Raw genomic sequence first — 23232 nt, 5'->3', positions numbered from 1 at the left:
ACCACAAATAGACAGATCATCCCGATTTGCATCTTCCACGAGGCCCTATAGTCCTATTGCGTTGTGGTTGATTACAAACGGGTGGTCTTCATCGTGATGTATCTGGATACCTCCACGTACTGGAATGTCGTCGTATTCAAAGTACCATGCGAATCTTCATCAGGCAAGACAGAAGTTTTCGCCGATGCATGCCGTTTCCTCGCAAAAGCCAAGCTAACGTCAAACGAAGGCTTCGGCAGAGGAGGGCATCGCATGCGCAGATTGACTGCCATTTCGTTGGCATCCGCCATGGCGCTGACAGTTTGCCTAGGCGGTTGTAACGTATCCAATACCAATGGGGCCGCCGGATCGATGGTATCCAAGCCGGAAACGTCGGTGCGCCCAAGCCACGCGCCTGACGGAGCGATGGTTCAAGAGCCGTATCAAACAGCGATTCCGGCCTTGACGTCGTTTGCGGCTTGGCAGCGTTCCAACGCCTGGTATCACTTTGAGATGGCAAACGCGTCGGAAGGCTATCGCTGGGGATATATGAACGGCCGCTTCGCCATGCAAAGGACTTCGAATGAAGGCGGTGCCTGGAGTACCATTTCGCTGCCCGTGACATTCACCACTGCGGATGGAACAACCGGCAGCGGTTGGTCGGAAAATCCGAATGTGCAAATCGTTGGTCCGGACAGCATCTTTGTGTACGGCATACAGGGTCAGACGCTCGTCGCGTGCCGCTCGGCGGACGCCGGGCAACACTGGATCGTATCGAAAAGCAATCTCGGACGCACCGGATATCAGTTGGTCAGTGTCAGCCAGCCGAGCCGCTCGGACGCGTGGCTGTGGCTGACTCGAGGAACGGGGAATCAGGGTGAGACGCGTTTCCTCCACCTCATCAGTCGGTCCAATCAGGCCACGGTCGCTTCGATGCGAACGGGCGTGATCGACAACGGCAAGGGCGGCGTAATCGACGGGGCATGGACCTTCAACAACGACAAGCAGGGGTGGATGGCAGCCATTTCGCCGACAGGGCAATTGTACCTGTGCCAAACCAACGACGGCGGGAGCACGTGGACGTCGAGACTTCTGCACGCACCGAAACCACTCGGGGCGCTTCCAGCCGTGCGGGTGTACGCCCCAGTCCGGCTTGGCAGCGAAGGGACGTTCGTCGCCGTATTCCAAGCGAATCGCCAAGGTGCAGCAGACAACCGCGTGGTCGTGTTCCGCTCTCGGGACGGCGGTAAGACGTTCGCTGGGCAACTGGTGGATCGGTTGGATCAGGCGCAGGCGAACGTCGAGGGCGCGCCAGCCGTCTTCATCAATCCGGATAATGGCTTTGCGGTGAGTCGCGATCGCCTGCTCAGAACGACCGATTCAGGGGACAGTTGGCGCTGGGAGCATTCGAACTCGCTGGAGACGGCCTTGCAGAAATACCCGTGTGTGCTCGGCATCGACTTCCTGACGGAGGGGATTGGCTACATGCTGCTCGGTTCCCGCGATCACACCCAGTCCGTGCTGTTCCGCACGGACGATACGGGTGGATGGGTTCCAGCCGATCACGGCTGACCAGCAGCTTTGTCGCGAATGCGTTTGCTGCGCACGTATGCCAGGGCCTCATCTGCGGCACGTTCGCCTTGAATAATGCAGTCGGGCAGCCCGAGACCGTCCAGTCCTGCTCCAGCGACGGCAACCCCGGGCGCCTGCGCCTGCAGCGACTGGCGAAATGCCGCCACCCGATGGAGATGTCCGATGCGGTAGTTCGGCATCGATTCGTTCCACCGCGTCACCTTGTGGAATGTGGGGCGTGCCTGAATACCAACGATTTCGGTCACTTCCTTGGCCACCACGTCCGCCAACTCTTCGTCGTCGAGGCTCAGGTACGTGTCCTGCCCGGCTCGGCCGACATAGCAGCGCAGCACGATATTCCCTGCAGGAGTCGTGTGCGGCCACTTGCTCGACAGCCATGTGCTGGCTGTCATCGCGATGCCCTCGTCGCGCGGCACGAGAAAGCCCGATGCCTGGCTGAGGTCGACGTGGACGTCCTCGCTTCGGTAATTGAGCGCGATGGTCGCCGTCGAGTTGTACGGTACGTCGAGCGTCAGCGAGGCAGAGCCTGCGATATCGCCGAGCAGCGAATTCAACTGCTTGACCGGCACGGCGAGGATGACGCTGTCGTAGATCGCGCGCTCCGTGTCTGCGCCCGTTCGCGACACAATCTCGAAACCACCCGGAGTTTGGCGGATCCGTTCGACCGCAGAGCCCATCCGAAACTCGGTGTAGGGTCCGACGAACGTGGCCAATCGTTCGATCACGCTTTCCAGTCCGCCGCGCACCGTGACGAAGGCGCTTCGCCCAGACAGTCCCGTGGCGTTCGTCTCCTGCCGACGCTTGGCATCCCGAGCGCCTAGGATGAGGCTTCGGTGTTTCCTGGCGAGTTCCGCGAACTGGCCCCAGGTGGCGAACAAGCTGAGGTTGTCGATCTCGCCGGCGTAAATGCCGGCCAGCATCGGTTCGCCAAGATAGTTCGTCCACTCGTCGCCCAAGCGTTCGCGCAGAAAATGGCCGAGCGACACGTCGTGGCTGAGGTCGCTTGGGGGAAGAACGAGATCGAACAAGGCGCGCAGTTTGCCCGAGGACGAGAGCACGGTGTTTCGTAAAAACGGTTGCAGCGCGCCGGGAAGGCCCATGAAGCTGCCGAGCGGCATCGGTTCGAGACGGCGGTTTCGAACGATGAATGTGCGGGATGCCGCGCTGTTCATGTAGACGATGTCCGATTCCATGCCCAGTTCCCGCAGCAGCCGCATCCCAGATGGCTTGCGAGCCAACATCGAATCTGGGCCGGCTTCGAGCGTGAAGCCGCCTTCGCGGTATGTCCGAATCTTGCCGCCGAGCCGCTTGTCCGCTTCGTACAGCGTGATGGCGGGGCGTTCACCGGACGCCTTGGTTTCGTCGATCAGCCGTTTCGCAGCCGAGAGACCGGTAATGCCGCCGCCGATAATCGCAACACGCGTGTTTGGCATGGGACGTCCCCCTTCATTCCTCGCGTTCGATCCGCCTTACCACGTTGGCCAAGGCCTTCAGGAAGGCCGGATCGTCGTTCATCTGACGGGTGCGCACGAGGTGTACGCCGAGTTCCTTGGCGACCTGCTGCGCTTCGATGTCGATGTCGTACAGCACTTCCAGATGATCCGCCACGAAACCTTGCGAGCACGACACGATCTCGGCAAATCCCTGCTTCTTCAGATCTCGGAGCAGATCGAGGATATCGGGCCCCAGCCATGGTTCGTTTGTCCGGCCCGCGCTTTGCCAGCCGAATGTGAAATGTTTCAAATTCAGCCGCCGGGCGACTTCGTTCCCGGATTCGTGGAGTTGATCCACATACGGATCGTTCATTTGAAGGATGCGTTCCGGCAGCGAGTGCGCGGAGAATACGACCATCGCTTCATCCCGGTTGGCGCACTTGGTCAACGCCTCGTCCACGCGCTGCGTGAGCACGTCCAGAAAGGTCGGTTCCATGTGCCACTCATTGATTAGCTTAAACCTGGGGCCGCCGAACTGCTCCGCCGTCTCGCGCACTTTGCTGTGGTACGTCCCGATGCTCATCGTCGAGTAGTGCGGAGCCAGAACGATGCCAATCGCCTCTTCGATCCCGTCCTTCACCATCTGCTCCACGGCGTCGGCAATAAAAGGGCGAGTGTGTTTCATCCCTTGGTACATTTGAACAGGTCGGCCGCCGTCCTCGTTCAATATCCTGGCCAGACCCTCGGCTTGGCGTGTGGTGATTTCCGCGAGCGGCGACACGCCGCCAATCGCCTGATAGCGCCTCACGAGATCGTTCAATTGTTCTTCGGATGGCGGCCTGCCTCTGCGAATGTCCGTGTAATATGGCAGTACTTCGTCTAAACTGCGCGGTGTCCCGTAGGCCATGACAAGCAGTCCAAGCGGCTTGGTCATCGGTCATCCTCCTAGCACAAAATAAGCGATCCAGCGTTCCGTTGAGACCGTTGAGGCTGGATCGGCCGTCCAATCAACTGTGTGCACTGCCTGGCTTGTACGCGTGCACGATGTCCACCAAGTGTTTGAGCACACCGATGTCTGTCGTGGGCTTGACGCCGTGGCCCAAATTGAAGATATAGCCGGGCTGTTCTGTGCCTTCAGCCAGAATGTCCAAGGCAATCCGTTCGATCACGTCGTTCGGGGCATACAGCATGGCGGGATCGAAATTCCCTTGCAGTGCGACGGCTTGGCCGACGCGTTGGCGGGCGACAGACAGCGGTACGCGCCAATCGACGCCGATGACGGTCGCGCCAGTCTCGGCGAAATCGCCAAGCAATTCTCCCGTGTTGACACCGAAGTAGATGAGCGGTACGCCGAGTTCGCGAAGTTCTTGAAAAATCCTCGTCACTACTGGCTTGACGCTCTGCCTGAATTGCGGCACGGCCAAGCTGCCCACCCATGAGTCGAACATTTGCAAAGCTGCCGCGCCCGCGGCAACTTGGGCTTTGCCATAGGCAATCACCATGTCCGCCAGCTTGTCCATCAACTTCGCCCACAAGTCGGGCCGCGCCGCCATCATCGTCTTCGTGTTCAGATAATCGCGCGATGGACTGCCCTCAATCATGTAGCTGGCGAGTGTGAACGGCCCGCCCATGAAGCCAATGAGAGGAACGGACAATTCGCGTTTCAGCATGCGGATGCTCTGCATCACATGAGGCAGGGATTCCTCCGCGTCAAACAGGCGCAACCGATCCACGTCGGCCTCTGACTTGATGGGCGTGTCGATCACGGGGCCAACGTGCTCCTTGATCACAAAAGGCAGTCCCATGGCCCCGACGGGAACCATAATATCGGAAAAGAGAATCGCCGCATCGACACCGAGCTTGTCAACGGGCATTTTGGTCACTTCGACGCAAACTTCAGGATGCTCGCAAATCTCCACCAGTGTGTACTTTTGCCGGATCGCTCGATAGTCCGCATCGTACCTTCCGGCCTGGCGCATGAACCACACGGGCACCGTCGCCGTCGTTTCCATGTTGCAGGCTCTCAAAAATAGGTCATTCAACAATGCCGTTGCTCCATTCGACACCCAGTTGAAGCCGCGCTGTGCGAGGTCAGGCCGGATGGGCCTCCGTGAACCGCCGCGCGACGGGCGTCCCCGTAATCACTACCCCTACAGTTATACCCATTTCGTTCGCCTGCTTGCAATGCTAGAACCCATTGTGCTAACAATTTGTAAGAAGGAGTTCGTGAAACTGTCATTTGCGTTTGCCAAAGCGTATAATAGTGAACCATAAGGTAAAGAGGAGGGAACGCTCGTGAGTTTGGAACTGGATTTCTACCAAATGATGATTCAACCGATGCGTGACGAGCTGACTGATATAGGTTTCCGCGAGCTTCGTACGGCTGAAGAAGTCGACGAAGTGATGGCGGAAAAGACCGGGACGACGTTCTTCGTTGTCAATTCGGTATGCGGATGCGCAGGCGGCATCGCTCGTCCGGCGGTCGCGATGGCGCTCGAGAACGACCATCGTCCGGATCGTCTCGTGACCGTGTTTGCCGGTCAGGATAAAGAGGCAACCGCGCGTGCGCGTGAATTTTTCACCAACATGCCGCCCTCGTCGCCGTCCTTCTTCTTATTTAAGGACGGGGAATTGGTCGGAGTGCTGCATCGCCACGACATCGAAGGATCTCGCGCAGACATCGTTGCGGGCAAGTTGATGTCCTTGTTTGACAAGTACTGTGACCCTGTGAAGAAGTAACAACGACACCTTGGGTGGTTCTTCAGGCGGTTTGTCCTTTGCCGGAAGACAATGGGCTGTCCTGCGTGGCTTTGGCCATGCGGGGCAGCCCATTTCGTCGGTGCATGGGTTGAACGGCATGGTAAGATGGAATTAATAAGCTTGAGGAGCGGTCGATGATGGAGAATTTCACGCTTTGGCGGCCAGTACAAGCCGTCTTGCCAGATGTCCGGAACATTCTGTGTGTGGGACGCAATTATCGCGATCACGCGAGTGAACTCGGCAATTCCGTTCCCACGGAACCGATGATCTTCGGCAAATTCACACACGCTTTGGCCGCCGCTGCCGGCACCGTTCTGTTGCCGCCTCAGCGGAGCGTCGTGCACCACGAATTGGAGATCGTGCTGTACATAGACAAACCCGCTGCCGCCGGGAGCCGTGCGGAAGAGGTCGTTGGCGCAATCGCGCTGGGGCTCGATCTCACGGATCGCGAAGCACAGTCTCGCCTGAAAGAGAAAGGTCATCCCTGGGAGTTCGCCAAGAGCTTCGTTCGATCCGCGATTCTGAGCGATTTCTATCGGTTTGACACGTTTGACGATGTACAGAGATCGACGTTCGAACTGCTCGTCAACGGTTCGTCCCGCCAAGTCGGTGAGCCGCGGGACATGGTCTTCTCCTTCGACACGCTGATTGATTACTGCGCCCGACATTTCGGATTGCGGCCAGGCGACATTCTGTTCACAGGAACGCCTGCAGGCGTCGGTCCGCTGAAGGCGGGGGACGACGTCGTCATGCGCCTGAACGGGGAAGACATCGCCCTGTTTCAGATGGGGCAGGCCAATATCGAGGGGGTACTTGAGTGAGCGGAAGCGCGATGGACAGTTATCTCGAAGCAATCTACGTACTGCGTGCGGAAGGCGAACAGGTGTTGGCGTCGAAAGTGGCCGATTACCTTGGCGTCTCGCGCCCGACGGTATCGCAAACCATCCAGCGCATGATGAGTGCGGGTTACGTGCAGACGGGCGAGTCGAAAGAACTTCTGCTCACGCCTGAGGGTCTGCAGAGGGCAGAGGGGATCGTCCGCAAACACCGGCTCTTGGAACGGTGGTTGACCGACGTTCTGGGCTTGGATTGGGCTGACGCGCACGTCGAAGCGGCGCGCTTGGAAAACAGCGTCTCGCCGCTCGTCGAAGGGAGATTGGACGAGATGCTCAATCATCCGACCACGTGCCCTCATGGCAATGTGATTCCCGGCAACGGATTCGAGCAGCCGAAGGGTGTATCGCTTGCGGAAGCTCCGGTTGGCGAACCGCTCGAGGTCATCCGGATCGTCGAGGTCGCCGAGGAAGATCTGGAGTTGCTTCGATTTTTCCACCGCAACGGGCTGGTGCCTGGGGAAACCGTTCGCGTTGAGCCGCAGCAGCAGTTTGAAGCGGGCATTCCGGTGATTGTCAGGGGTCAAAGCATTTCGCTCGATGCGGAAATCGCCGCTCGCGTTCAGGTCAAACGCTTGTCGGAGCAGGCGGTTGCCTCGGTCACCGAAGCATAGAAGAACGTCATTTCGTCCATCTTAACCGCGAAGTCATGCGGAATGAGGTGGACTTTTTGTTTTCAAAGCGTCTTTCAAGATTTGTATATTGCGTTCGATCGGCGATGCAGGTTCGCGTCTGGCGAGGCGTGATTGGAGGTATCTCGGCGGTTTGTCTGGTCTTTGGCCTTGTCGGGGGCCAGCCTGTCATGGCGGCCGACAAGGGACCGTATGTCAACGCAAAAGCGGCGATTGTCTACGACGCCACCACGAAGAAGGTGTTGTATGACAAACATGCCGACACGCCGATGTATCCAGCAAGTACCACGAAGCTGATGACGGCCATCTTGCTCGTGCAGCATCTCGATCCCGACAGTCCGGTATACATCGGATCGACAGCAGCGCGACAACCTCGCGTGCGCCTCGGTGTCAAACCGGGTACGACCATCACCGCTGAGCAGGCTTTGAACGCCATTCTGATGAAAAGCGCCAACGACGTCGCCTACGGCGTCGCGGAAACCGTCGGCGGTTCGCAAATGGGCTTTGCTCGAATGATGAATGTACAAGCGCGCGTGCTTGGGTGTACACACACGCAATTTGTCACGCCGAACGGCTTGCACGAGGAGGCGCACACGACGTCCGCAAAGGATATCGCGCTCATTCTCGCAGAGGCGATCCGCTATCCTCGCATCGTGACCGCCATGCAAACACAGTCTGACGTCGTCGCAGGGAAGACCATTCGCAACGGCAACCGACTGTTGTACAGCACCCCTGCCTCCGTTGGCACATTTATCGGCGGCAAAACGGGATTCACTTCGAAGGCCATGTACTGTCTGGCGACGGCTGTGCGTCAAGACGATGGACATATCCGAATCAGCGTCGTCTTCGGCGCTCCTCGTAAAAGTTTGATGTACCGCGAGACAATTCGCCTTCTCGCGTGGGCGAATCGACAATCGGAGGCCTGAGACTCGCCTGCCCCCATGGTCAACTGTCGAATTTCTGCGAAAGTTGACAAGCAGCACACTCATACCCTGTATTACAACAGGCGAATGGGGGCGGCGACATGGGCAAGAGTATCGCGCTGGCGTATGTGCTCTGGTTCTTTCTGGGTTACCTAGGAATTCATCGGCTCTATTGCGGACGCGTCTTCAGCGGACTCGTGATGGCTGCGTGCACGGTCATCGGCGGCTTGACCGCGGCCATTTTCATTGGACATATTCTGCTGTTCATCGTCGGCATTTGGTGGCTGCTCGATCTCGTCCTCACCGCCCGCATGTGCGGCTACCGCGGTTGATATGACCTGGGAACGGCCGTATAATATGCAGATGTCGTTTGCTTTCGCGCAAATGCCGGACAAATCAAGTTGAATCATGACAAAATCACAATTTACGATACAAAGAGAGGTATTTTCTATGAAAGTCCAGATTGCCGGCGTACAGTTGGACAACCCGGTCATTCTCGCGCCGATGGCAGGCGTGTGCAATCCTCCGTTTCGCATTTTGGCCAAGGAGCTCGGCGCCGGCATGGTTTGCGCCGAAATGGTGAGCGACAAGGCCCTGATTCACGGCAGTGAAAAGTCCCAGCGAATGTTGACGATTTTGCCGGACGAGCATCCGGTCAGTCTTCAGTTGATGGGTTACGATAAGGATTCGATGGAGAAGGCCGCGGAAATGGTTGGGGAGACCAATGCCGATTTGATCGACATCAACATGGGCTGCCCCGTTTTGAAAATTTACAAGAACGGAAGCGGCGCGGCTTTGGCGAGAGATCCCAAATACGCGGCCGAGATCGTCCGCGCCGTCGCGAGTCACGTGGATAAGCCGGTGACGGTGAAATTTCGCAAGGGTTGGGACGATGATCACGTGAATGCCGTCGAGGTCGCCCTGGCGGTTCAGGAAGCCGGAGCACAGGCGGTGGCGGTGCACGGGCGGACCGCGAAACAGATGTACAGCGGACAAGCCGACTGGTCCATCATCCGGAAGGTCAAGGAAGCCGTCCATATTCCTGTGATTGGCAACGGCGACGTGACGGGGCCGCTGGAAGCGAAACGGATGCTTGAGGAAACGGGTTGCGACGCCGTCATGGTGGGGCGCGCCGCGCTCGGCAATCCGTGGATTTTCCGCGAGATCGCACACTATTTGGAGACAGGCGAGTTTCTGGCAGGGCCGGATGTGGAGGAGCGCATCGCGGTGACGCTGCGACACATGCGTTTGCTGGTCGATCACAAGGGAGAAGACATCGGAGTTCGCGAGATGAGAAAGCACGCGGCGTGGTACATCAAGGGACTGCCGGGATCGGCGGAGATGCGCACCGTGATCAACCAACAGACAACGATGGAGGGCATGGAACGCGCGCTGCGGTCGTACGTCGAACAGATGCTTCAGATGCGATCCGCGTGACGCCCGCATTCGACGAGCAGGCGATGGCTCTCTGTGAAGAGGACGTGGCAAGTCATGAATCGGCTGAGTTGGCGGGACTGGCTGACTGGTTGGGTCGTTCCGATTGTCATTGGTATCGGCATTGCGCTTGGCATTCGAGCGTGGGTGGTGAGCGCCGCGTATGTGCCGTCGGCATCCATGGTTCTGGCGATTCCCAACCCATGTTACATTCTGGACAATAAGCTGGCGTTGGACGTTCACGGCGTCCGTCGCGGCGAAGTGGTTGTCTTCCACTTTCCAGACGACCCGACGCAGTTGTATGTGAAACGCGTCGTCGGTCTCCCTGGCGACACCGTTACGGTGACCAACGACGCGGTGTATGTGAACGGCAAGAAGCTGAATGAGCCAGACATCACACAGCCGAATCTGCGGGGGTTTGGAACGTACCGCGTTCCAGCGGGTCACTATTTTATGATGGGTGACAACCGCTCCGTGTCATACGACAGTCGGTTTTGGGCACAAAAGTACGTGGCTCGCAAGGCCATTGTCGGCGAAGCGGATTTTGTCTTGTTCCCCTTATCCAAGTTCAAACGGATTCCCCAACACTTCTAAACCGCCGTCTCATTCTTCGGGCGTTGCACCTTTCGTCTCACGCCCCAGCACAGTGACGAAAATGAAGCCGACGATGAGGATGGCGAAAAACACCCCGAAGATCCATCCATACGCCAACTTTGCGCCGAGCAGCCAACCCGTGATGAACGGCGCGAGAACGCTGCCGATGCGGCCGAACCCTGCCGCCCAGCCCATGCCAGTCGCGCGGAACGCCGTTGGGAACTGTTCAACGGTGAAGATATAGGTGGCAGCGAACGCCGCGAGCATGAAGTACGACAGCAGCAAGCCAAAAATCAAGAGACTGGCTGTATTCCATGCGAATCCGAACGCGAGCGCGGCCAGCGCGGCCAGAATGATCGCCGTCGCCAGCGTCCGTTTCCGTCCCCATTTTTCCACGAGCCAAGCCGCCGTCAGATAACCGGGAATTTGCGCGAGCGTCATGACCAGCGAGTAGCCCAGGCTGTGAACCAGTGAGTAGCCTTTATCCGAGAGAACCGACGGCAGCCACAGGAACAGCCCGTAGTACGCGTAATTCATGACGAACCACAGGATCCAGGTCACGACAGATCGCGACGCAATCCCAGGCGCCCAGATCTTCTTCATCGCCTCCAGCATCGAAGTCCTCTTCTGGAGATGCTGGAATCTTGGCGTCTCCGGCAGTGAGAGCCGCAGCACGATGGAGTAAAGGGCAGGGACTGCGCCCAACAGGAACACGACTCGCCATCCGAGTGAAGGAAGCACGAAGAACGACACGAGCGCACCGACCAAGGAGCCAACCGCCCAGAACGATTCGAGCAGGACGACGCGGCGACCGCGAACGGCTTCCGGCGAGGACTCCAACACGTACGTCGTGGCCACGGGCAATTCGCCGCCGAGGCCGAGGCCGACAAAGAAGCGAAGGACAAAGAAGAGCCCAATGCCTGTGGCAAACGCGGACAAGCCTGTGGCAACGGAATAAATGAGCAGCGTGAACAAAAACAGCGTTCTCCGGCCAAAGCGATCCGCAAACAGCCCGGCGAGCGCGGAGCCAATCGCCATACCGAGTGAGCTCATGCTGCCAATCAATCCGGTAGTCGTGTGCGAGAGATTCCAATCTTTCGCCAGCACGACCAGCACGTACGACAGGATGCCGACGTCGAACGAGTCAAATAAGAGCCCAAATCCCGAAGCGGTGAGGATACGGGCTGGAGAGACCCGTTTGCTGAGTTGAACTATCGTGTCTGACACGTTTTTCACCATCTTTCGTCACGGGATATCCTCGATATATGTGGGCGACGGCCAACATGTGACAAACGGCCAGGTACAGGAGTCGGCCATCGACGTGTCGAAATAAGGAAACAGATGTAAGGTTGCAGGAGGTTTCTATGAACCAGCTTGTGTCCTATTGGATTGGCCCGTCCGGAACGGGGAAATCGTATGAAGTGGTGGAGGCGTTTCTTGAAGAAACGGCCAAGCAGCCCATCGGAGCGCCGCTGTTTTGGGTGGTTCCGAGCGATACCGCGTTCGCGGCCGAACAGATGTTGATGGAGCGGATGTCGTCGGCTTTGCGCCCAGAGGTCATTACGTTCGAGCGATTGGCGGAACGCATTCGCTCGTATGCCGCGCAACCGAGTCGGCCGACGGTGAACAGCACCGGCAAGCAGATTCTGTTGAGCTCGGCGTATCGGGATGTGCGGAGCGACCTGGGGCCGCTCCGGCAAGTGAATCCAGATGGACGATTTTTCGAGATGATCCTCGACGTGTTCGACGAATTCGCGGAGCATGAGGTGAATCTCGCCGCATTGCAAGGGGCCTTGGAGTCGGCCGCCTTGTCCCTCTCGCAATCCGACCAGCCGTTCCGCCGCCAAGCCGGCACGTCCTTGCTTGGCAAACTGCGCGATTTGTGCACGCTCTATGTGCGCTACCGCGCGCTGCTGGAGGAACGAAATTTTTTCGATCCCGCCTTCAATCTGACGGAAGCCGCCAGCACCGTCCACCAGGTTCCGTGGATCGCCGACGCGCATTTCGCGGTGGACGGATTCACCTCGTTCACGCATCAGCAAATACGGCTCGTGTCGGCCATCGCGACGGCGGGGGGGAAAGTGATCGTGATTGGCGATCGCGACGGAAGCGCGTCAGACGCAGGCGTCGGCGGGGGCCATCCGCACGAAGCCCAATCCTCGTTTCCGCGGTTACAGGATTACGCTTTGCAGGCAGGCGAGAAGGTCGGCAGTCTGTGGCTTGGCAGCGAATATCAGTTTGCACAGTTGTCGGCGGTGTTGCAGCGTGCTGGCGTCGCCATCGAAGTCCGGCGATTCAACCAGCCCAGGCGGTTTGCGCACAGCGATCTGCTGGCCCTCGAGACGGCGATACGCGAGGGCAAGAGTCTGCCCGTGCGGCGCGAGGATGCAGGTGTGACGGCAGGTGTCGATCACGGACAGCCGCCGAGCGTTCCCGGAGCGGGCGTCAGTCTGTGGGCGTGTCGCGATGAAGAGACGGAATTTCGCCAGGTCGCGAAGGCCATCACCGCGTTGGTCGAGTTGGAACGCGTTCGGTTTTCCGATATCGCCGTGGTCTGTCCTTCGATTGAGGACGAAGGCCTGCGGCTGTCGGAAATCTTCGACGAGCAGCAGATTCCGTACGCCATCGACACGTTTCCCAAATTGAGCGCGCATCCGCTCGGCCGCTTTCTCGGGGCCGCCATGAAGCTTGCCCGCGACGATATGTCGGTGGACGCCGCCGCGGCGTTCATTCGAACCGACTACGTGCAGCTTTCGCTGGCTGAGCGCGATCGGCTGGATCTCTATCTGCGCCAATACGGCGTTCAGGGCGCCGACGTCTGGCAAGCCTCGGAACCGTGGGCTTTTGCCGGACGGACGCGGCAATCCGAGGCGACTTCGGAGGTGGCGCCGGAAGATCAATTTGCCGACAAGTTGCGTCGCCGCTTGTACGCGCGGCTGGAGCCGTTTCTCGCGGCCGCTGGCCAAGCCGCCATCACGCCGATCCAGCTGGCCCAAGCTGTTTGGGGATTGTTTGAAGCATTTGACGTCCGGGCTCAGGTCGCCATATCGGTCGTGCGTGAGGACCCCGAAGTCAATCCGCTTGTCGCGAGTCAGGAGGAGCAGGCGTGGAGTCAGATCGTCGCGCTGTTGAACGATCTTGCCACGGTCCATCCCGATCTGCCGCTCGACCGATTGGACGCGCTGAGGCTCGTCCTCGAAGCGCTTGACCGCGAACGCCTGTCGACCATCCCGAGCGGCGTCAATCAAGTGTTTCTATGCGATTTTCAACATGCGAAAAACTGGACGAAACCGCATGTCTTTGTCATCGGTGCAAACGATACGACGATCCCGCTTCGCGCCCGGGCCAGCGGCCTCCTGCAGGACGATGAGCGCGAGATGTTTTCACACATTTTCGGAACGCCGCTTGGCTGGACCGAGCGCGAGACGTTTCTCTTGCTGCAGGCTGTGCCGTATCGCATCCTGACGCGGGCCAGGGAACGCCTCGTCGTCAGTTACGCGAAGTTCGTACACGGTGCAGAACGACGGCCCGCGCAACTGTTGACCTATCTCAGCGAATTGTTGAACCGGTCGTTTGACCATATCGAACCGGAGGCCATCGGCCCCGCTCATGCGGCTGATCAAAGCCTGCCAATCCTGCGTCCGCGCCAGGCACTGACCTTGCTCGTTCAAACCTTGGCCTCCATCACGTCGGCAGAAGGGGCCGACGAGATACTGCGCGTTCCGCTTGTCCAGGACATCTTGGAGTACCTGCTTCATCCACAGCAGGATGAAGGCGTCGCGGCCGCGTGGTCCCAGGGCTTGCGCGGGCTTGGCCACCGGCTGCCGAACGGACGGATACCGGAGCCAATCGCCACGGCCTTGTTTGGCTCTCCACTCAAGACGAGCGTCAACCGACTGGAGTCGTACGCCGCTTGTCCATACGCGTTCTTCCTCCGCCACGGGCTCCGGATCGAGCCCATTGCGTTCGACGACGTTCGTCCGCAGGACATCGGCAACCTGTTGCACGATGTGGTCTACGCGATGGTCGAGGAATTGAGTCAACAGGACGTCGCGCACCTGAGCATGGAGGATGTCCAACGGCTCGTTCGGGACAAGTTTGAAGAGGTGCTTCACCGTCCCCTGTATCGGGCGATGGATGCCGATGCCTTGCGGCGGATCCGTTCGCGCGATCTCGCCCGTTACGTGGACGTGGTTGGGGAGATTCTGTGGCGGCAAATGGAACGCAGCCAGTTCCGGCCGCACGCGCTCGAGTGGTCGTTCGGGCTTGGCGAAGACGATATGCCCGCGTTTCGGATCGAGGGCGACGATGGCAGTGAGATCGAACTGCGAGGGCGGGTGGATCGCGTCGATGTCTTCGAGACCGAACACGTTCGCTGGTATCGCATCTTCGACTACAAGACGCGCAGCGGCCAGCGGCTGGATCCCACCAACATCTATTACGGCCTGCAGTTGCAACTGTTGGCGTACGCGGCAGTCGTCGGGCAATTGCTGTCGGACGACAAGCCCGCGCTGCCGGCAGGCGTGTATTATATGCCGCTGGTCACGCAGCCAGATTTGCTCGATGGTCCGCTGGACGCGTCGAAAGCGCACGACGACGTGTTGAAGGTGTACCGCGCCGAAGGCTACATGGCGGCGGACGATGCCGTGATTGCGGCGATGGATGCCGATTTGCCGCGGCGCCAATCGATGCTGTTCAAGGAAGTGTACAAGCAGGACGGATCGCTGTTGAAGACTGCCAAGGTCTGGACCGCGAAGGAGTGGTCGAACGTCCTTGAGGCCGTCCAGGCGAGGATCAAAAAGCTCGCGGCGGATATCAAGACGGGCAAGGTCCCAGTCCGCCCGTATTTGCGCCAGCGGGCGGATCGGGCCTGCAACTTCTGTTCTTACAATTCGATTTGCCAGTTTGAGCATGGCCTGCATGCGACGCACTACCGCGTCTTGCGGTCGCGGCGATTCGACGAGTTGTTCGACGCCCGCGAAACCTGGAGAGATCAGGGAGAGGAGGCAAACACGCGATGAAATGGTCGCCGACGCAGGCGCGGGCCATTGGCTTGCGCGGTACACGCATGGTCGTTTCGGCGGGGGCCGGGTCCGGCAAGACGGCGGTGCTCGTCGAACGCGTTCTTTCCCTGTTGCGGGAAGACGACGGGCTCACCATGGATCGGTTCCTTGTCATGACGTTTACGGAGGCTGCCGCTGGCGAAATGCGACAACGGCTCGCGAGCGGAATCGAGTCCGCCGTCGAAGCCGCTCGGGCGGCTGGCGACGAACGGCTTGCGCGCCGCTTTCGCCGCGAACTGGACCTGCTTTGGCAGGCGCAGATTTCGACCATTCACAGCTTTTGTCTTAGCGTGATCGAACAAAATCCCACGGTTCTTGGGCGATCTCCACGGTTTCGGCTGATGGCGGACAACGAACAGAAAGTCGCCCTCCGCCGCTTCGCCGAAGAAACCGTCCGACAGGCGCTCGCCGAGGAGCCGTTCGCGACCGAGGTCCGGCAGATGATGACCTTCCTGCGGCTGACCGACGCGAGATCGCTCACGCGCGTGCTGATTCAGTTGTACGAATTGGCAAGGTCCCAGGTCGATCCGGTCGACTGGTTGGACCAGGCCGCGAATGCGTATCCGCTTCACGCGGCTGACCCAAGCACGCCGTTTGCCGGCCTGTTCCGCCAATGGGTGGGGGACTGGCTGAGCCGGGCCGTCACGCCCGTCGAAATCGCGCTTCGTCTGGCGGAGCCTGTGGACGAACTCGCCAAACCCGCCGCATGGTTGCGCGACGCGCTGACAGCGTTGCATGCGGCTCTGGATCGACTGAACAGCCCTGGCGCGGATCTGGCGGACGTCGACCGCGAACTCCGGTTCTTCGAAGGCCGCGCGGCGTCCATTTCGTACAAGGGCTGGGAAGCGGACGAGATCAAAACGCTGCGCAAAATGGCGACGGACATCGTCAAAAAGACGCTGCTGCCCGTGTTGTCGCGCGGAGACGATGCGCTGCTCGATGACTTGATTGGCATGGCTCCGCATATTCGCGCGCTGACGTCGTTGTGCCAACGGCTGATTGACCACGCGCGGCTTCGGAAAGCGGAGGACGGCGTCCTCGATTTCAACGATCTCGAACACGATGCCTACCAGATTCTCAGTTCGGACTTGACGGCGCTTGCCAGGGCCCAGGCGAAATACGCGCATGTCTTCGTCGACGAGTATCAGGACACGAGTCCGATTCAGGACGCCATCGTCGACTTGCTGACAAGTCGCGGGGACGGCCTGTTTGCCGTCGGCGACGTGAAACAGAGCATTTATCGCTTTCGCATGGCGGAACCGTCGCTGTTCCTGGCGCGCTATCAACGATATGCGCGGGGAGACGGCGGCCAAAGCATCGATTTGCAGGACAATTACCGGAGTCGCGCCGAGATTGTCGATTTCATCAACTTCTCGTTCCGGCAACTGTTTCACGTCGAAACGACCGGTTTTGCCTACGATGAACACGTCGAAATGCGAAGCATGGCAGACTACCCGGCGCTTCCAGGCGACGAGTGCGTCGTCGAAGCGCATCTGTTCGAGCGCGATCCCGCTCGTTTCGCGAACGGCGCTCCCGAGTCGGAGGACAATCAGGGTTCGGATGGCGGGGCAGCCGACGACAGCGGCCTTCGCGATGGAGAGGCCGACGAGATCGACGAGACGGCGCTCGAACGCGAAGCGGCGTTGGTGGCCGCGCGGATCCACGACATGCTCGCACAGGAAACGGTCGTCTACGATGCGAAGCGGGGGGAGAGTCGGCCCGTCGCCTTCGGCGACTTCGCGGTGCTGATGCGGTCCGGCAAGGCCGCGTTGAATGTCGTGATCGACACGTTGGCGCGACACGGCATTCCAGCCGCAGGCAACACGTCGACGGGTTTCTACGACGCGATGGAGATTCAGTGGCTGATCCAGGCCCTGCGAGCTATCGACAATCCACTCGACTCGCTTGCGCTGGTGGCCTTGCTGCGATCTCCGCTCGTCGGCTGGGACGAGACTTTGCTGGCGCAAGTCAGGCTGGTTGCGGGTGGATCGTATTGGCACGCCGTGCAATCGGGCGCCCGCTGCCCGGCAGATCACGAGTATCGCGCGGTCGCCGAATCGTGCGCCGCGTTCCTCGAGCGGTTCGAAGGCTGGCGTCGGCTGGCGGGACGCGTCGGCGTTCGGGAACTGCTGCTGCAACTGCTGTCCGACACGAATCTTCTGCTGTATCTCGACGGCATGCCAAGAGGAGCCGCGCGGCGGGCCAACGTCGCCCAGTTGCTGCAATTCGCGCAGGCGCACGACGAACGAGAGCCGATGGCGAGCCTCTTCACGTTTTTGCAGCAATGGCGCGAACAGGAGGACGCAGAGCTGGACGTTGGCCTCGCGGCGCCGCCGGAAGCGAACAGCGTGCAGGTCATGACGATTCACCGCAGCAAAGGGCTGGAATTCCCGATTGTCTTCGTGATCGATCTCGGCAAGCAATTCCGCCTGCGTCCGGACGACCTGCCGATGCATCGCAAACTGGGTGTCGGCGCGAACGCGTTCGATCCCGCCACAGGCCAACGCTGGCGCACGATGGCCGCGATTGCCGCGCAGTACGCGGAAGCTCGCGAAACGCTTGCCGAAGAGGCGCGCATCCTGTATGTCGCGTTCACGCGCGCCAAAGAACGTTTGATCCTGGTCGGATCCTGCCGCAACCTCGAACAGCAGGTTCGGATGGCTTGTTACGCCCATGACCTGGCGGATCGCCGACTCGCCACAAGCCGCTTTTTTGCCGCGAGGACGTATCTCGATTGGATGCTTCCAGTCCTTCTTCGCCATCCGCAAGCTCGCGCGCTGCGGGAATTTGCGGGAGGTTTCGCCTTCGATGGCCGCCTGTTCGAGACGGATCGGGCCCGTTTGTCTGTGAAACTGCATGTCTTTGCGGACGAGGCGGGCAATGACGGGACGGACGTCGGCTCTTCGGATGAACTCGGCGACGCGAGAACAGGCATCGACTGGGATCGGCGGTTGCGCGAACTGACGCTCGATCCCGCCCGCCCGCGCGTCGTCCAGATTCGCGATCGCACACCGGACGCCTTCGAGATGATCTTCTCCAAGGTGACTGCGACCGACATGCGTCGCTTGCATGTGGCAACGTCGCCCTCCGGTGTGCGCCGACTGCACGTGAACGCAGCCGCTTCGCTGCTCGATGAACCGGTCTTTGTACGCGATGGCGGCGCCACCCCTCGCGATGGCGGCGTCGCGTTTCACACGTTCATGCAGCGGTGCGCGTGGCCGCCTTCCACGAGTCTGGCTGCGCTCATGGACGAGCGAGATCGACTGGTCGAAATCGGACAGCTTTCGCCCGATCTCGCCGCCGCCGTCCAATTGGAAGACGTCGCGGCGTTTCTCGAATCACCGCTTGGCAGACGGATGCAGAAAGCCCTGCGGATGGTGAGGGAGCAGCCGTTCTTTCACCGGATCGACGTGCCGGCCGAGGAAGGCGGAAAGTCGGTATCGGTGATTGCGCAGGGCGTCATCGACTGTCTGTTCGAGGAAGAGGACGGCTGGGTCGTCGTCGATTACAAGACGGATCGGGTCGACGAAGCTGGTGTCGCAAGCATGGCGCGCGAGTACGAAGCCCAGGTGGCAACCTATTTGGCGGCGTTGGCTCCGATCACGGCCGACAAGCCAGCGATTGCCTACCTGTACTTCGTCCGTCCGGCCAGGGCCGTCACCGTCCGGCCCATGAACTTGGCTGACGTGTTTCTGCGGTTGATTCATCGGGATCGAACGCGATTGAACGAGCGGGAGTGATCATTTGTGAATTCGCCGCGCATTCCCTTCAGAGTCGGGAGGAAATCGAGATGGACGAGCTTCGCTATCCGATTGGACGGTTTGTGCCGGCCGACGGATCGACAGTGGATCAGCGAGAAGAATGGCTGCAGACGATTTTGGCGTTGCCGCAAGCCTTGCGAGAGGCAATTCACGGCCTGACAGCGGAGCAGTTGGCGACGCCTTACCGTCCGGGGGGCTGGACCGTACAGCAGGTCGTTCACCATTTGGCGGACAACGACGTGCATGCATATGTTCGCTTCAAACGGGCTTTGACCGAGGAAGATCCCAACGCAGGCACGTACCGACAAGATTTGTGGGCTGAGTTGAGCGATAGCCGGGAGACCCCTGCAGAGACGTCCATCCTGTTGCTTGAAGCCCTGCGCACACGGTTCGCGATACTGGTACGACAACTCAAGCCTGTCGATCTCGCCCGCACCTTCGTCAGTCCCACACATGGCCGTGTGACATTGGAACGTGCGATTCAGATGTTTGCTTGGCATGGGCGTCACCATCTTGCACAAATCACAGGTTTGCGGGCACGCATGGGGTGGTAGACCGTAAGCTTCCCCACGCATGTGAGAAATGTACGATTACAGGAGTTGAGGCGCATGTCCATGGAGACGTACGACGAAGTGTACAGGAAGCCAGAATTCTATTGGGGCAAGGAACCAAACGAGTTGTGTCGGATGGCCATCGATGCTTGCGGGCTTCGAGGTGGAAACGTGATCGATCTCGGCTGCGGCGAAGGCAAAGATATGATTCACTTTGCGAAGCATGGCTTCCGTTCGGTCGGTGTCGACGTCTCGTTGCCTGGCCTCGAGAAAGCTGAACGCTGGGCGGCCGAGGAGGGCCTCGCGATCACCACGATCCACGCACACCTCGACGATTTCGCCCTGTCGGAGATGTACGACATGGTCTATTCCAGTGGTGCATTGACGTACCTGCATCCGCAGCGACGGGACGAGAAGTTTGAAAACTACAAGGCGTGCACCCGCGTCGGCGGCCTCAACGTGTTCAACGCGTTCGTCGAGAAGCCGTTCCTCGAGACGCCGCCCGACTGGGGCACAGACGAATACTTCTACAGGTCCGGGGATTTGCTGCGCTACTATTGGGACTGGGAGATCCTTGCATTTGAAGAAGTCATTTTCGACTGCAACTCGAGCGGCGTCCCGCACAAACACGCCATGGACGTGTTGATCGCGCGGCGGATCCGCTGAGGGAGCGATCGGACTGCCACACGCTGTGCCGGATGTGAAGATGGCCGCGCGCGGGAGACCGCGCGTCATGCTCTCGTGTCTCATCACTCTATTGTCGAACTTGGAATAGACGATCAAGAGTGAATGGAACGCGATAACGTGGGCGATGTTGCTAAGGACGGACCGCTCCAATTCAGATAGGATCGTTCCTGTTGCAATTGGTGACGCGGTCTTTTGGGAACAGGGAGAATGGCATGAAACGAAGACGGACGTTGGCTTAACTGCGATTGTTATAGAATCGGATGCGCTAGATCCTGCACAATTTATGCCGCTCCGGAAATAGACTCTTCAGGAATTCGGTGGGAAGCTAATACATGATGAAAGAAGGCGCAAATCATAGTCTCCGTACACCCATCAGGTATTCAGAGTGATAGCGCAACTCATGGAGGTCAGAGCAGAAAATGCTGCGAGTCATGACGTTCGTGATCTGCTGTTTGGCTTTCATTGCAGCAACAGTTTCGCTCTACATTGTACAGGATGCAGCTACGTATATGACGCTCGTCGTGGGCTTATTTCTCTTATTCTTGTTTACGAATTCACGAAATTTTCGAACGGGGTATAGGGCACTCGTTTTTTCACTGTTATATGGATTCCTATCTGTTCAGGTCGTCTATACAGCGATAACTGGCACGATGAACCAGAGTGTCACAGCGGACCCAATGTTTCTGCCAATCGGGATTGGCTTTGTCTGTACCACGGTCATTGTCGTCTTGTTGACCACGGACGCTGGATTGAGGTTAGTGCGTTTTGTCAGGTGGCTTTGGAGAACGTTGCGCATGAAGTAGCAAGCTCATTTCGGTCGTGCATGATTACGCTCACTGGCAAAACAAGTCGAAAGTTGCTAAGATAAGGCGAAATATTGTGTACTTTTACCGGACAAATGTGGTGGTGGCGCATGCTTGTTGGAACCGTTGAAAGAGAGGCTGTGGGTATCTTGGCACCTGGAGATGGATATCGAATCATCGGATTCAAGAACGTGAGTATTGACCAAGAGTCGAAACGAGTCGCGCTTGATTTATGGTTCGAGCCGGATGGCGAAAAGTTGATAAGGGTATCCATGGACATGGTAACGGATGAAATTCGGGTCATTGATGGCTCTTGGGATCGCCTGATGAAGAAGTACACTGATTATGCAGATTCACACGGGTGGAAGAGGCAATCACTGACTCCTGAGGGCTTATCCGACGGTTTGCGGAGTTGGGCTAAATACAAACTAGCAACCGTGCAACCCTGAGACGACCTCATGCCTGCGACCATCTGCATTGCTCTCTGTCTCCATCGAAAAACCTGCGAAATCCCCGGGGAAATTCCTTAACAGGAGTGGTTCACATGTTCGAATGGTATCGTAGCCCGAATTTCACAAAGGCCGATACGTTGGTCTCTTGTGCATCGTCATGCATCGATTGATCGGCACCGTGAAGGCCGACAGGTTTGAACTGTCAACGAGCCTGTCACTCATGATGATGTTTTTGAGGCGGCAAAGACGTGGATTTTAACCAGCATGAATCATTAGCCCGTGTCAGTCAGGACCATCTGAAAATTCGCACTATCTTAGCACCTTGTTTTCCTGTTTGGAGGCCCATAGACATGAGCGCGCAAGGGAGGCCGAGTCATGGCAAAGCGAGTCGCAGCCATCTATGATATTCATGGAAACGCCGCGGCATTAGACGCTGTCTTATCAGAAGTTGAACAATGCGGCGTTGATACCATTGTAGTTGGCGGGGATCTAGCCTGGGGACCGCAGCCTGGACTCGTCATGGAACGGTTGATGTCACTTCGCGGAAACGTGCATTTCATAAGAGGCAACGCCGACAGGGAGGTTGGACAACGGTACGGAGTTGATCAAGGTCTTGATGATGGGACCGCCGAGATCAATCAATGGTGCTCAGATCAACTCACCCCCAAACAGATCGATTTCCTGAACGGATTGCAAGAACATGTAACGATACACATCGATGGGCTTGGTGAAGTCCTGTTTGTGCACGGTTCCCCGCGGAGCGATGAAGAAGCGATTCGAAAAGATACCCCAGAAGCTGAAATTGCGGCGATGGTCGATTCGGTAAAACAGTCTACAATCGTTTGCGGCCACACGCACATTCAATTTGACCGCACCGTACTTGGAAAACGAATCATCAACGCTGGCAGTGTTGGGCTCCAAAGCGCGGCACGAGGAGCCTGCTGGGTTTTGCTCGGTCCGAATGTGGATTTGCGGGAGACGGCGTATGATTACCATCAGGCCGCCGAACAGATACGTCAATCCGGCGTACCCATGGCGAATGATTTTGCCAATCACGTCTTGAATCCACCAACCGACGGACCCTAAATGTACAGAATCGCTGGGTACACGAGTTGATGGCTTTGGATGCGTGTTTGTGATCGTTGGTTCTGAGATAGTCAAAATAGGGGCGATCTGACGATGGACAGTCTTCGAATTCGACGCTTACGCTCTGAAGAACAGTTCCCCATGCCACTGCTGTTGCTTGCCGATCCATGTATCAAATCCGTCGAGAGTTATATTCACCGTGGGCATTGCTTTATTGCTGAATCGAAGGGCGAAATGATTGGGGTGTATGTCCTCATTGATACGCGACCACAAACGGTCGAACTGGTGAATGTTGCGGTTGCGGAGGAAGAACAGGGTAGAGGGATCGGCAAGCATTTGGTTCTTCATGCGATAGAAACCGCAATTTCAATGGGATATAAAACGATTGAGCTGGGAACAGGGAACTCCAGCGTCGGCCAGTTGGCCCTGTATCAAAAATGTGGTTTTCGCATCGTCGGTGTGGATAGAGATTTTTTCACTCATCATTACGACGAGCCCATCTATGAGAACGGAATCCAGTGCCGTGACATGGTTAGGCTTGCTTTGAATTTGTAGTGACGTTACGCGAGCTTGACGTCGGCATCCGAT

20 protein-coding genes are annotated in these 23232 nt (G+C 58.4%); 16 read left to right on the top strand and 4 right to left on the bottom strand.

All coding sequences use genetic code 11. The features are described from left to right. The first annotated feature begins 252 nt into the window (after positions 1-252). Complete coding sequence (locus AAC01S_RS09905) at positions 253-1551, top strand: WD40/YVTN/BNR-like repeat-containing protein (RefSeq protein ID WP_067621537.1); 1299 nt, start codon at positions 253-255, stop codon at positions 1549-1551. Here the strand turns inward: AAC01S_RS09905 and hemG are convergent. The 3 genes from hemG to hemE form a co-directional block, all read right to left on the bottom strand. Beyond that, a complete protein-coding gene (hemG, locus tag AAC01S_RS09900) occupies positions 1542-3005 on the bottom strand; it encodes a protoporphyrinogen oxidase (RefSeq protein ID WP_067621536.1) in 1464 nt (487 codons plus the stop codon). The genes AAC01S_RS09905 and hemG overlap by 10 nt on opposite strands. Before the next feature lie 13 nt (positions 3006-3018). After that, positions 3019-3939 (bottom strand): ferrochelatase, encoded by a 921-nt coding sequence (gene hemH / locus AAC01S_RS09895; RefSeq protein ID WP_067621535.1) that lies wholly within the window; start codon positions 3937-3939, stop codon positions 3019-3021. Between the two features lie 73 nt (positions 3940-4012). Further along, positions 4013-5071, bottom strand: a complete 1059-nt coding sequence (gene hemE, locus AAC01S_RS09890) for a uroporphyrinogen decarboxylase (RefSeq protein ID WP_067621534.1) — start codon at positions 5069-5071, stop codon at positions 4013-4015. A gap of 256 nt (positions 5072-5327) precedes the next feature. On the opposite strand from hemE, the gene AAC01S_RS09885 reads away from it, so the two are divergent. From AAC01S_RS09885 to lepB, 7 genes are all read left to right on the top strand, one after another. Beyond that, positions 5328-5744: a BrxA/BrxB family bacilliredoxin gene (locus tag AAC01S_RS09885; protein WP_067621551.1), complete on the top strand. Its 417-nt coding sequence runs from the start codon at positions 5328-5330 to the stop codon at positions 5742-5744. Positions 5745-5902: 158 nt separating this feature from the next. Next, the gene (locus AAC01S_RS09880) at positions 5903-6586 is read left to right on the top strand and encodes a fumarylacetoacetate hydrolase family protein (RefSeq protein WP_306307175.1); all 684 of its coding nucleotides are present in this window, start codon (positions 5903-5905) and stop codon (positions 6584-6586) included. Further along, positions 6583-7272, top strand: coding sequence for a metal-dependent transcriptional regulator (locus AAC01S_RS09875; RefSeq protein ID WP_067621532.1), 690 nt, complete (start codon positions 6583-6585; stop codon positions 7270-7272). The genes AAC01S_RS09880 and AAC01S_RS09875 overlap by 4 nt, the downstream gene beginning before the upstream one ends. Positions 7273-7328: 56 nt before the next feature. After that, entirely contained in the window at positions 7329-8216 is an 888-nt protein-coding gene (locus tag AAC01S_RS09870) for a D-alanyl-D-alanine carboxypeptidase family protein (RefSeq protein WP_245630158.1), read from the top strand. A 98-nt stretch (positions 8217-8314) separates the two neighbouring features. Then, positions 8315-8545, top strand: coding sequence for an NINE protein (locus AAC01S_RS09865; RefSeq protein WP_067621531.1), 231 nt, complete (start codon positions 8315-8317; stop codon positions 8543-8545). Positions 8546-8663: 118 nt separating this feature from the next. Next, entirely contained in the window at positions 8664-9650 is a 987-nt protein-coding gene (gene dusB, locus AAC01S_RS09860; RefSeq protein ID WP_067621530.1) for a tRNA dihydrouridine synthase DusB, read from the top strand. A gap of 54 nt (positions 9651-9704) precedes the next feature. After that, positions 9705-10241, top strand: coding sequence for a signal peptidase I (gene lepB, locus AAC01S_RS09855; protein ID WP_067621529.1), 537 nt, complete (start codon positions 9705-9707; stop codon positions 10239-10241). A 9-nt stretch (positions 10242-10250) separates the two neighbouring features. Here lepB and AAC01S_RS09850 read toward each other — a convergent pair whose 3' ends face one another. Further along, positions 10251-11468 carry an MFS transporter gene (locus AAC01S_RS09850; protein ID WP_245630157.1) on the bottom strand — a complete coding sequence of 406 codons (1218 nt, stop codon included), beginning with the start codon at positions 11466-11468 and terminating at the stop codon, positions 10251-10253. Positions 11469-11605: 137 nt separating this feature from the next. On the opposite strand from AAC01S_RS09850, the gene AAC01S_RS09845 reads away from it, so the two are divergent. The 8 genes from AAC01S_RS09845 (at position 11606) to AAC01S_RS09810 (ending at position 23199) form a co-directional block, all read left to right on the top strand. Beyond that, complete coding sequence (locus AAC01S_RS09845) at positions 11606-15262, top strand: PD-(D/E)XK nuclease family protein (protein WP_067621527.1); 3657 nt, start codon at positions 11606-11608, stop codon at positions 15260-15262. Next, on the top strand, positions 15259-19044 hold the full coding sequence (gene addA / locus AAC01S_RS09840) for a helicase-exonuclease AddAB subunit AddA (RefSeq protein ID WP_067621526.1): 3786 nt from the start codon (positions 15259-15261) through the stop codon (positions 19042-19044). Before AAC01S_RS09845 ends, addA begins: the two co-directional genes overlap by 4 nt. A 50-nt stretch (positions 19045-19094) precedes the next feature. Next, positions 19095-19619, top strand: coding sequence for a YfiT family bacillithiol transferase (locus AAC01S_RS09835; RefSeq protein WP_067621525.1), 525 nt, complete (start codon positions 19095-19097; stop codon positions 19617-19619). Between the two features lie 54 nt (positions 19620-19673). After that, entirely contained in the window at positions 19674-20282 is a 609-nt protein-coding gene (locus tag AAC01S_RS09830; RefSeq protein WP_067621524.1) for an SAM-dependent methyltransferase, read from the top strand. A gap of 440 nt (positions 20283-20722) precedes the next feature. Next, the gene (locus AAC01S_RS09825; RefSeq protein WP_067621523.1) at positions 20723-21106 is read left to right on the top strand and encodes a hypothetical protein; all 384 of its coding nucleotides are present in this window, start codon (positions 20723-20725) and stop codon (positions 21104-21106) included. Positions 21107-21216: 110 nt separating this feature from the next. After that, entirely contained in the window at positions 21217-21555 is a 339-nt protein-coding gene (locus AAC01S_RS09820) for a hypothetical protein (RefSeq protein ID WP_067621522.1), read from the top strand. Between the two features lie 378 nt (positions 21556-21933). Beyond that, positions 21934-22644: a metallophosphoesterase family protein gene (locus AAC01S_RS09815; RefSeq protein ID WP_067621521.1), complete on the top strand. Its 711-nt coding sequence runs from the start codon at positions 21934-21936 to the stop codon at positions 22642-22644. 93 nt (positions 22645-22737) lie between these two features. Next, positions 22738-23199 (top strand): GNAT family N-acetyltransferase, encoded by a 462-nt coding sequence (locus AAC01S_RS09810; RefSeq protein WP_067621520.1) that lies wholly within the window; start codon positions 22738-22740, stop codon positions 23197-23199. Positions 23200-23232 lie beyond the last annotated feature (33 nt).

It is taken from the genome of Alicyclobacillus acidiphilus NBRC 100859 (genome assembly GCF_001544355.1).
Lineage (GTDB): Bacteria > Bacillota > Bacilli > Alicyclobacillales > Alicyclobacillaceae > Alicyclobacillus > Alicyclobacillus acidiphilus.
The sequence above is the reverse complement of the archived record's forward strand: the minus strand, read 5'-3'. Positions and strand labels throughout refer to the sequence as shown.

Coding starts and splice junctions, on each gene's coding strand:
- AAC01S_RS09820 (WP_067621522.1), top strand. CDS start 21,217: ATGCTTGTTGGAACCGTTGAAAGAGAGGCTGTGGGTATCTTGGCACCT.
- AAC01S_RS09885 (WP_067621551.1), top strand. CDS start 5,328: ATGATGATTCAACCGATGCGTGACGAGCTGACTGATATAGGTTTCCGC.
- hemG (WP_067621536.1), bottom strand. CDS start 3,005: ATGCCAAACACGCGTGTTGCGATTATCGGCGGCGGCATTACCGGTCTC.
- lepB (WP_067621529.1), top strand. CDS start 9,705: ATGAATCGGCTGAGTTGGCGGGACTGGCTGACTGGTTGGGTCGTTCCG.
- AAC01S_RS09825 (WP_067621523.1), top strand. CDS start 20,723: ATGCTGCGAGTCATGACGTTCGTGATCTGCTGTTTGGCTTTCATTGCA.
- dusB (WP_067621530.1), top strand. CDS start 8,664: ATGAAAGTCCAGATTGCCGGCGTACAGTTGGACAACCCGGTCATTCTC.
- AAC01S_RS09810 (WP_067621520.1), top strand. CDS start 22,738: ATGGACAGTCTTCGAATTCGACGCTTACGCTCTGAAGAACAGTTCCCC.
- AAC01S_RS09845 (WP_067621527.1), top strand. CDS start 11,606: ATGAACCAGCTTGTGTCCTATTGGATTGGCCCGTCCGGAACGGGGAAA.
- AAC01S_RS09905 (WP_067621537.1), top strand. CDS start 253: ATGCGCAGATTGACTGCCATTTCGTTGGCATCCGCCATGGCGCTGACA.
- AAC01S_RS09880 (WP_306307175.1), top strand. CDS start 5,903: ATGGAGAATTTCACGCTTTGGCGGCCAGTACAAGCCGTCTTGCCAGAT.
- AAC01S_RS09815 (WP_067621521.1), top strand. CDS start 21,934: ATGGCAAAGCGAGTCGCAGCCATCTATGATATTCATGGAAACGCCGCG.
- hemH (WP_067621535.1), bottom strand. CDS start 3,939: ATGACCAAGCCGCTTGGACTGCTTGTCATGGCCTACGGGACACCGCGC.
- AAC01S_RS09830 (WP_067621524.1), top strand. CDS start 19,674: ATGTCCATGGAGACGTACGACGAAGTGTACAGGAAGCCAGAATTCTAT.
- AAC01S_RS09835 (WP_067621525.1), top strand. CDS start 19,095: ATGGACGAGCTTCGCTATCCGATTGGACGGTTTGTGCCGGCCGACGGA.
- addA (WP_067621526.1), top strand. CDS start 15,259: ATGAAATGGTCGCCGACGCAGGCGCGGGCCATTGGCTTGCGCGGTACA.
- AAC01S_RS09865 (WP_067621531.1), top strand. CDS start 8,315: ATGGGCAAGAGTATCGCGCTGGCGTATGTGCTCTGGTTCTTTCTGGGT.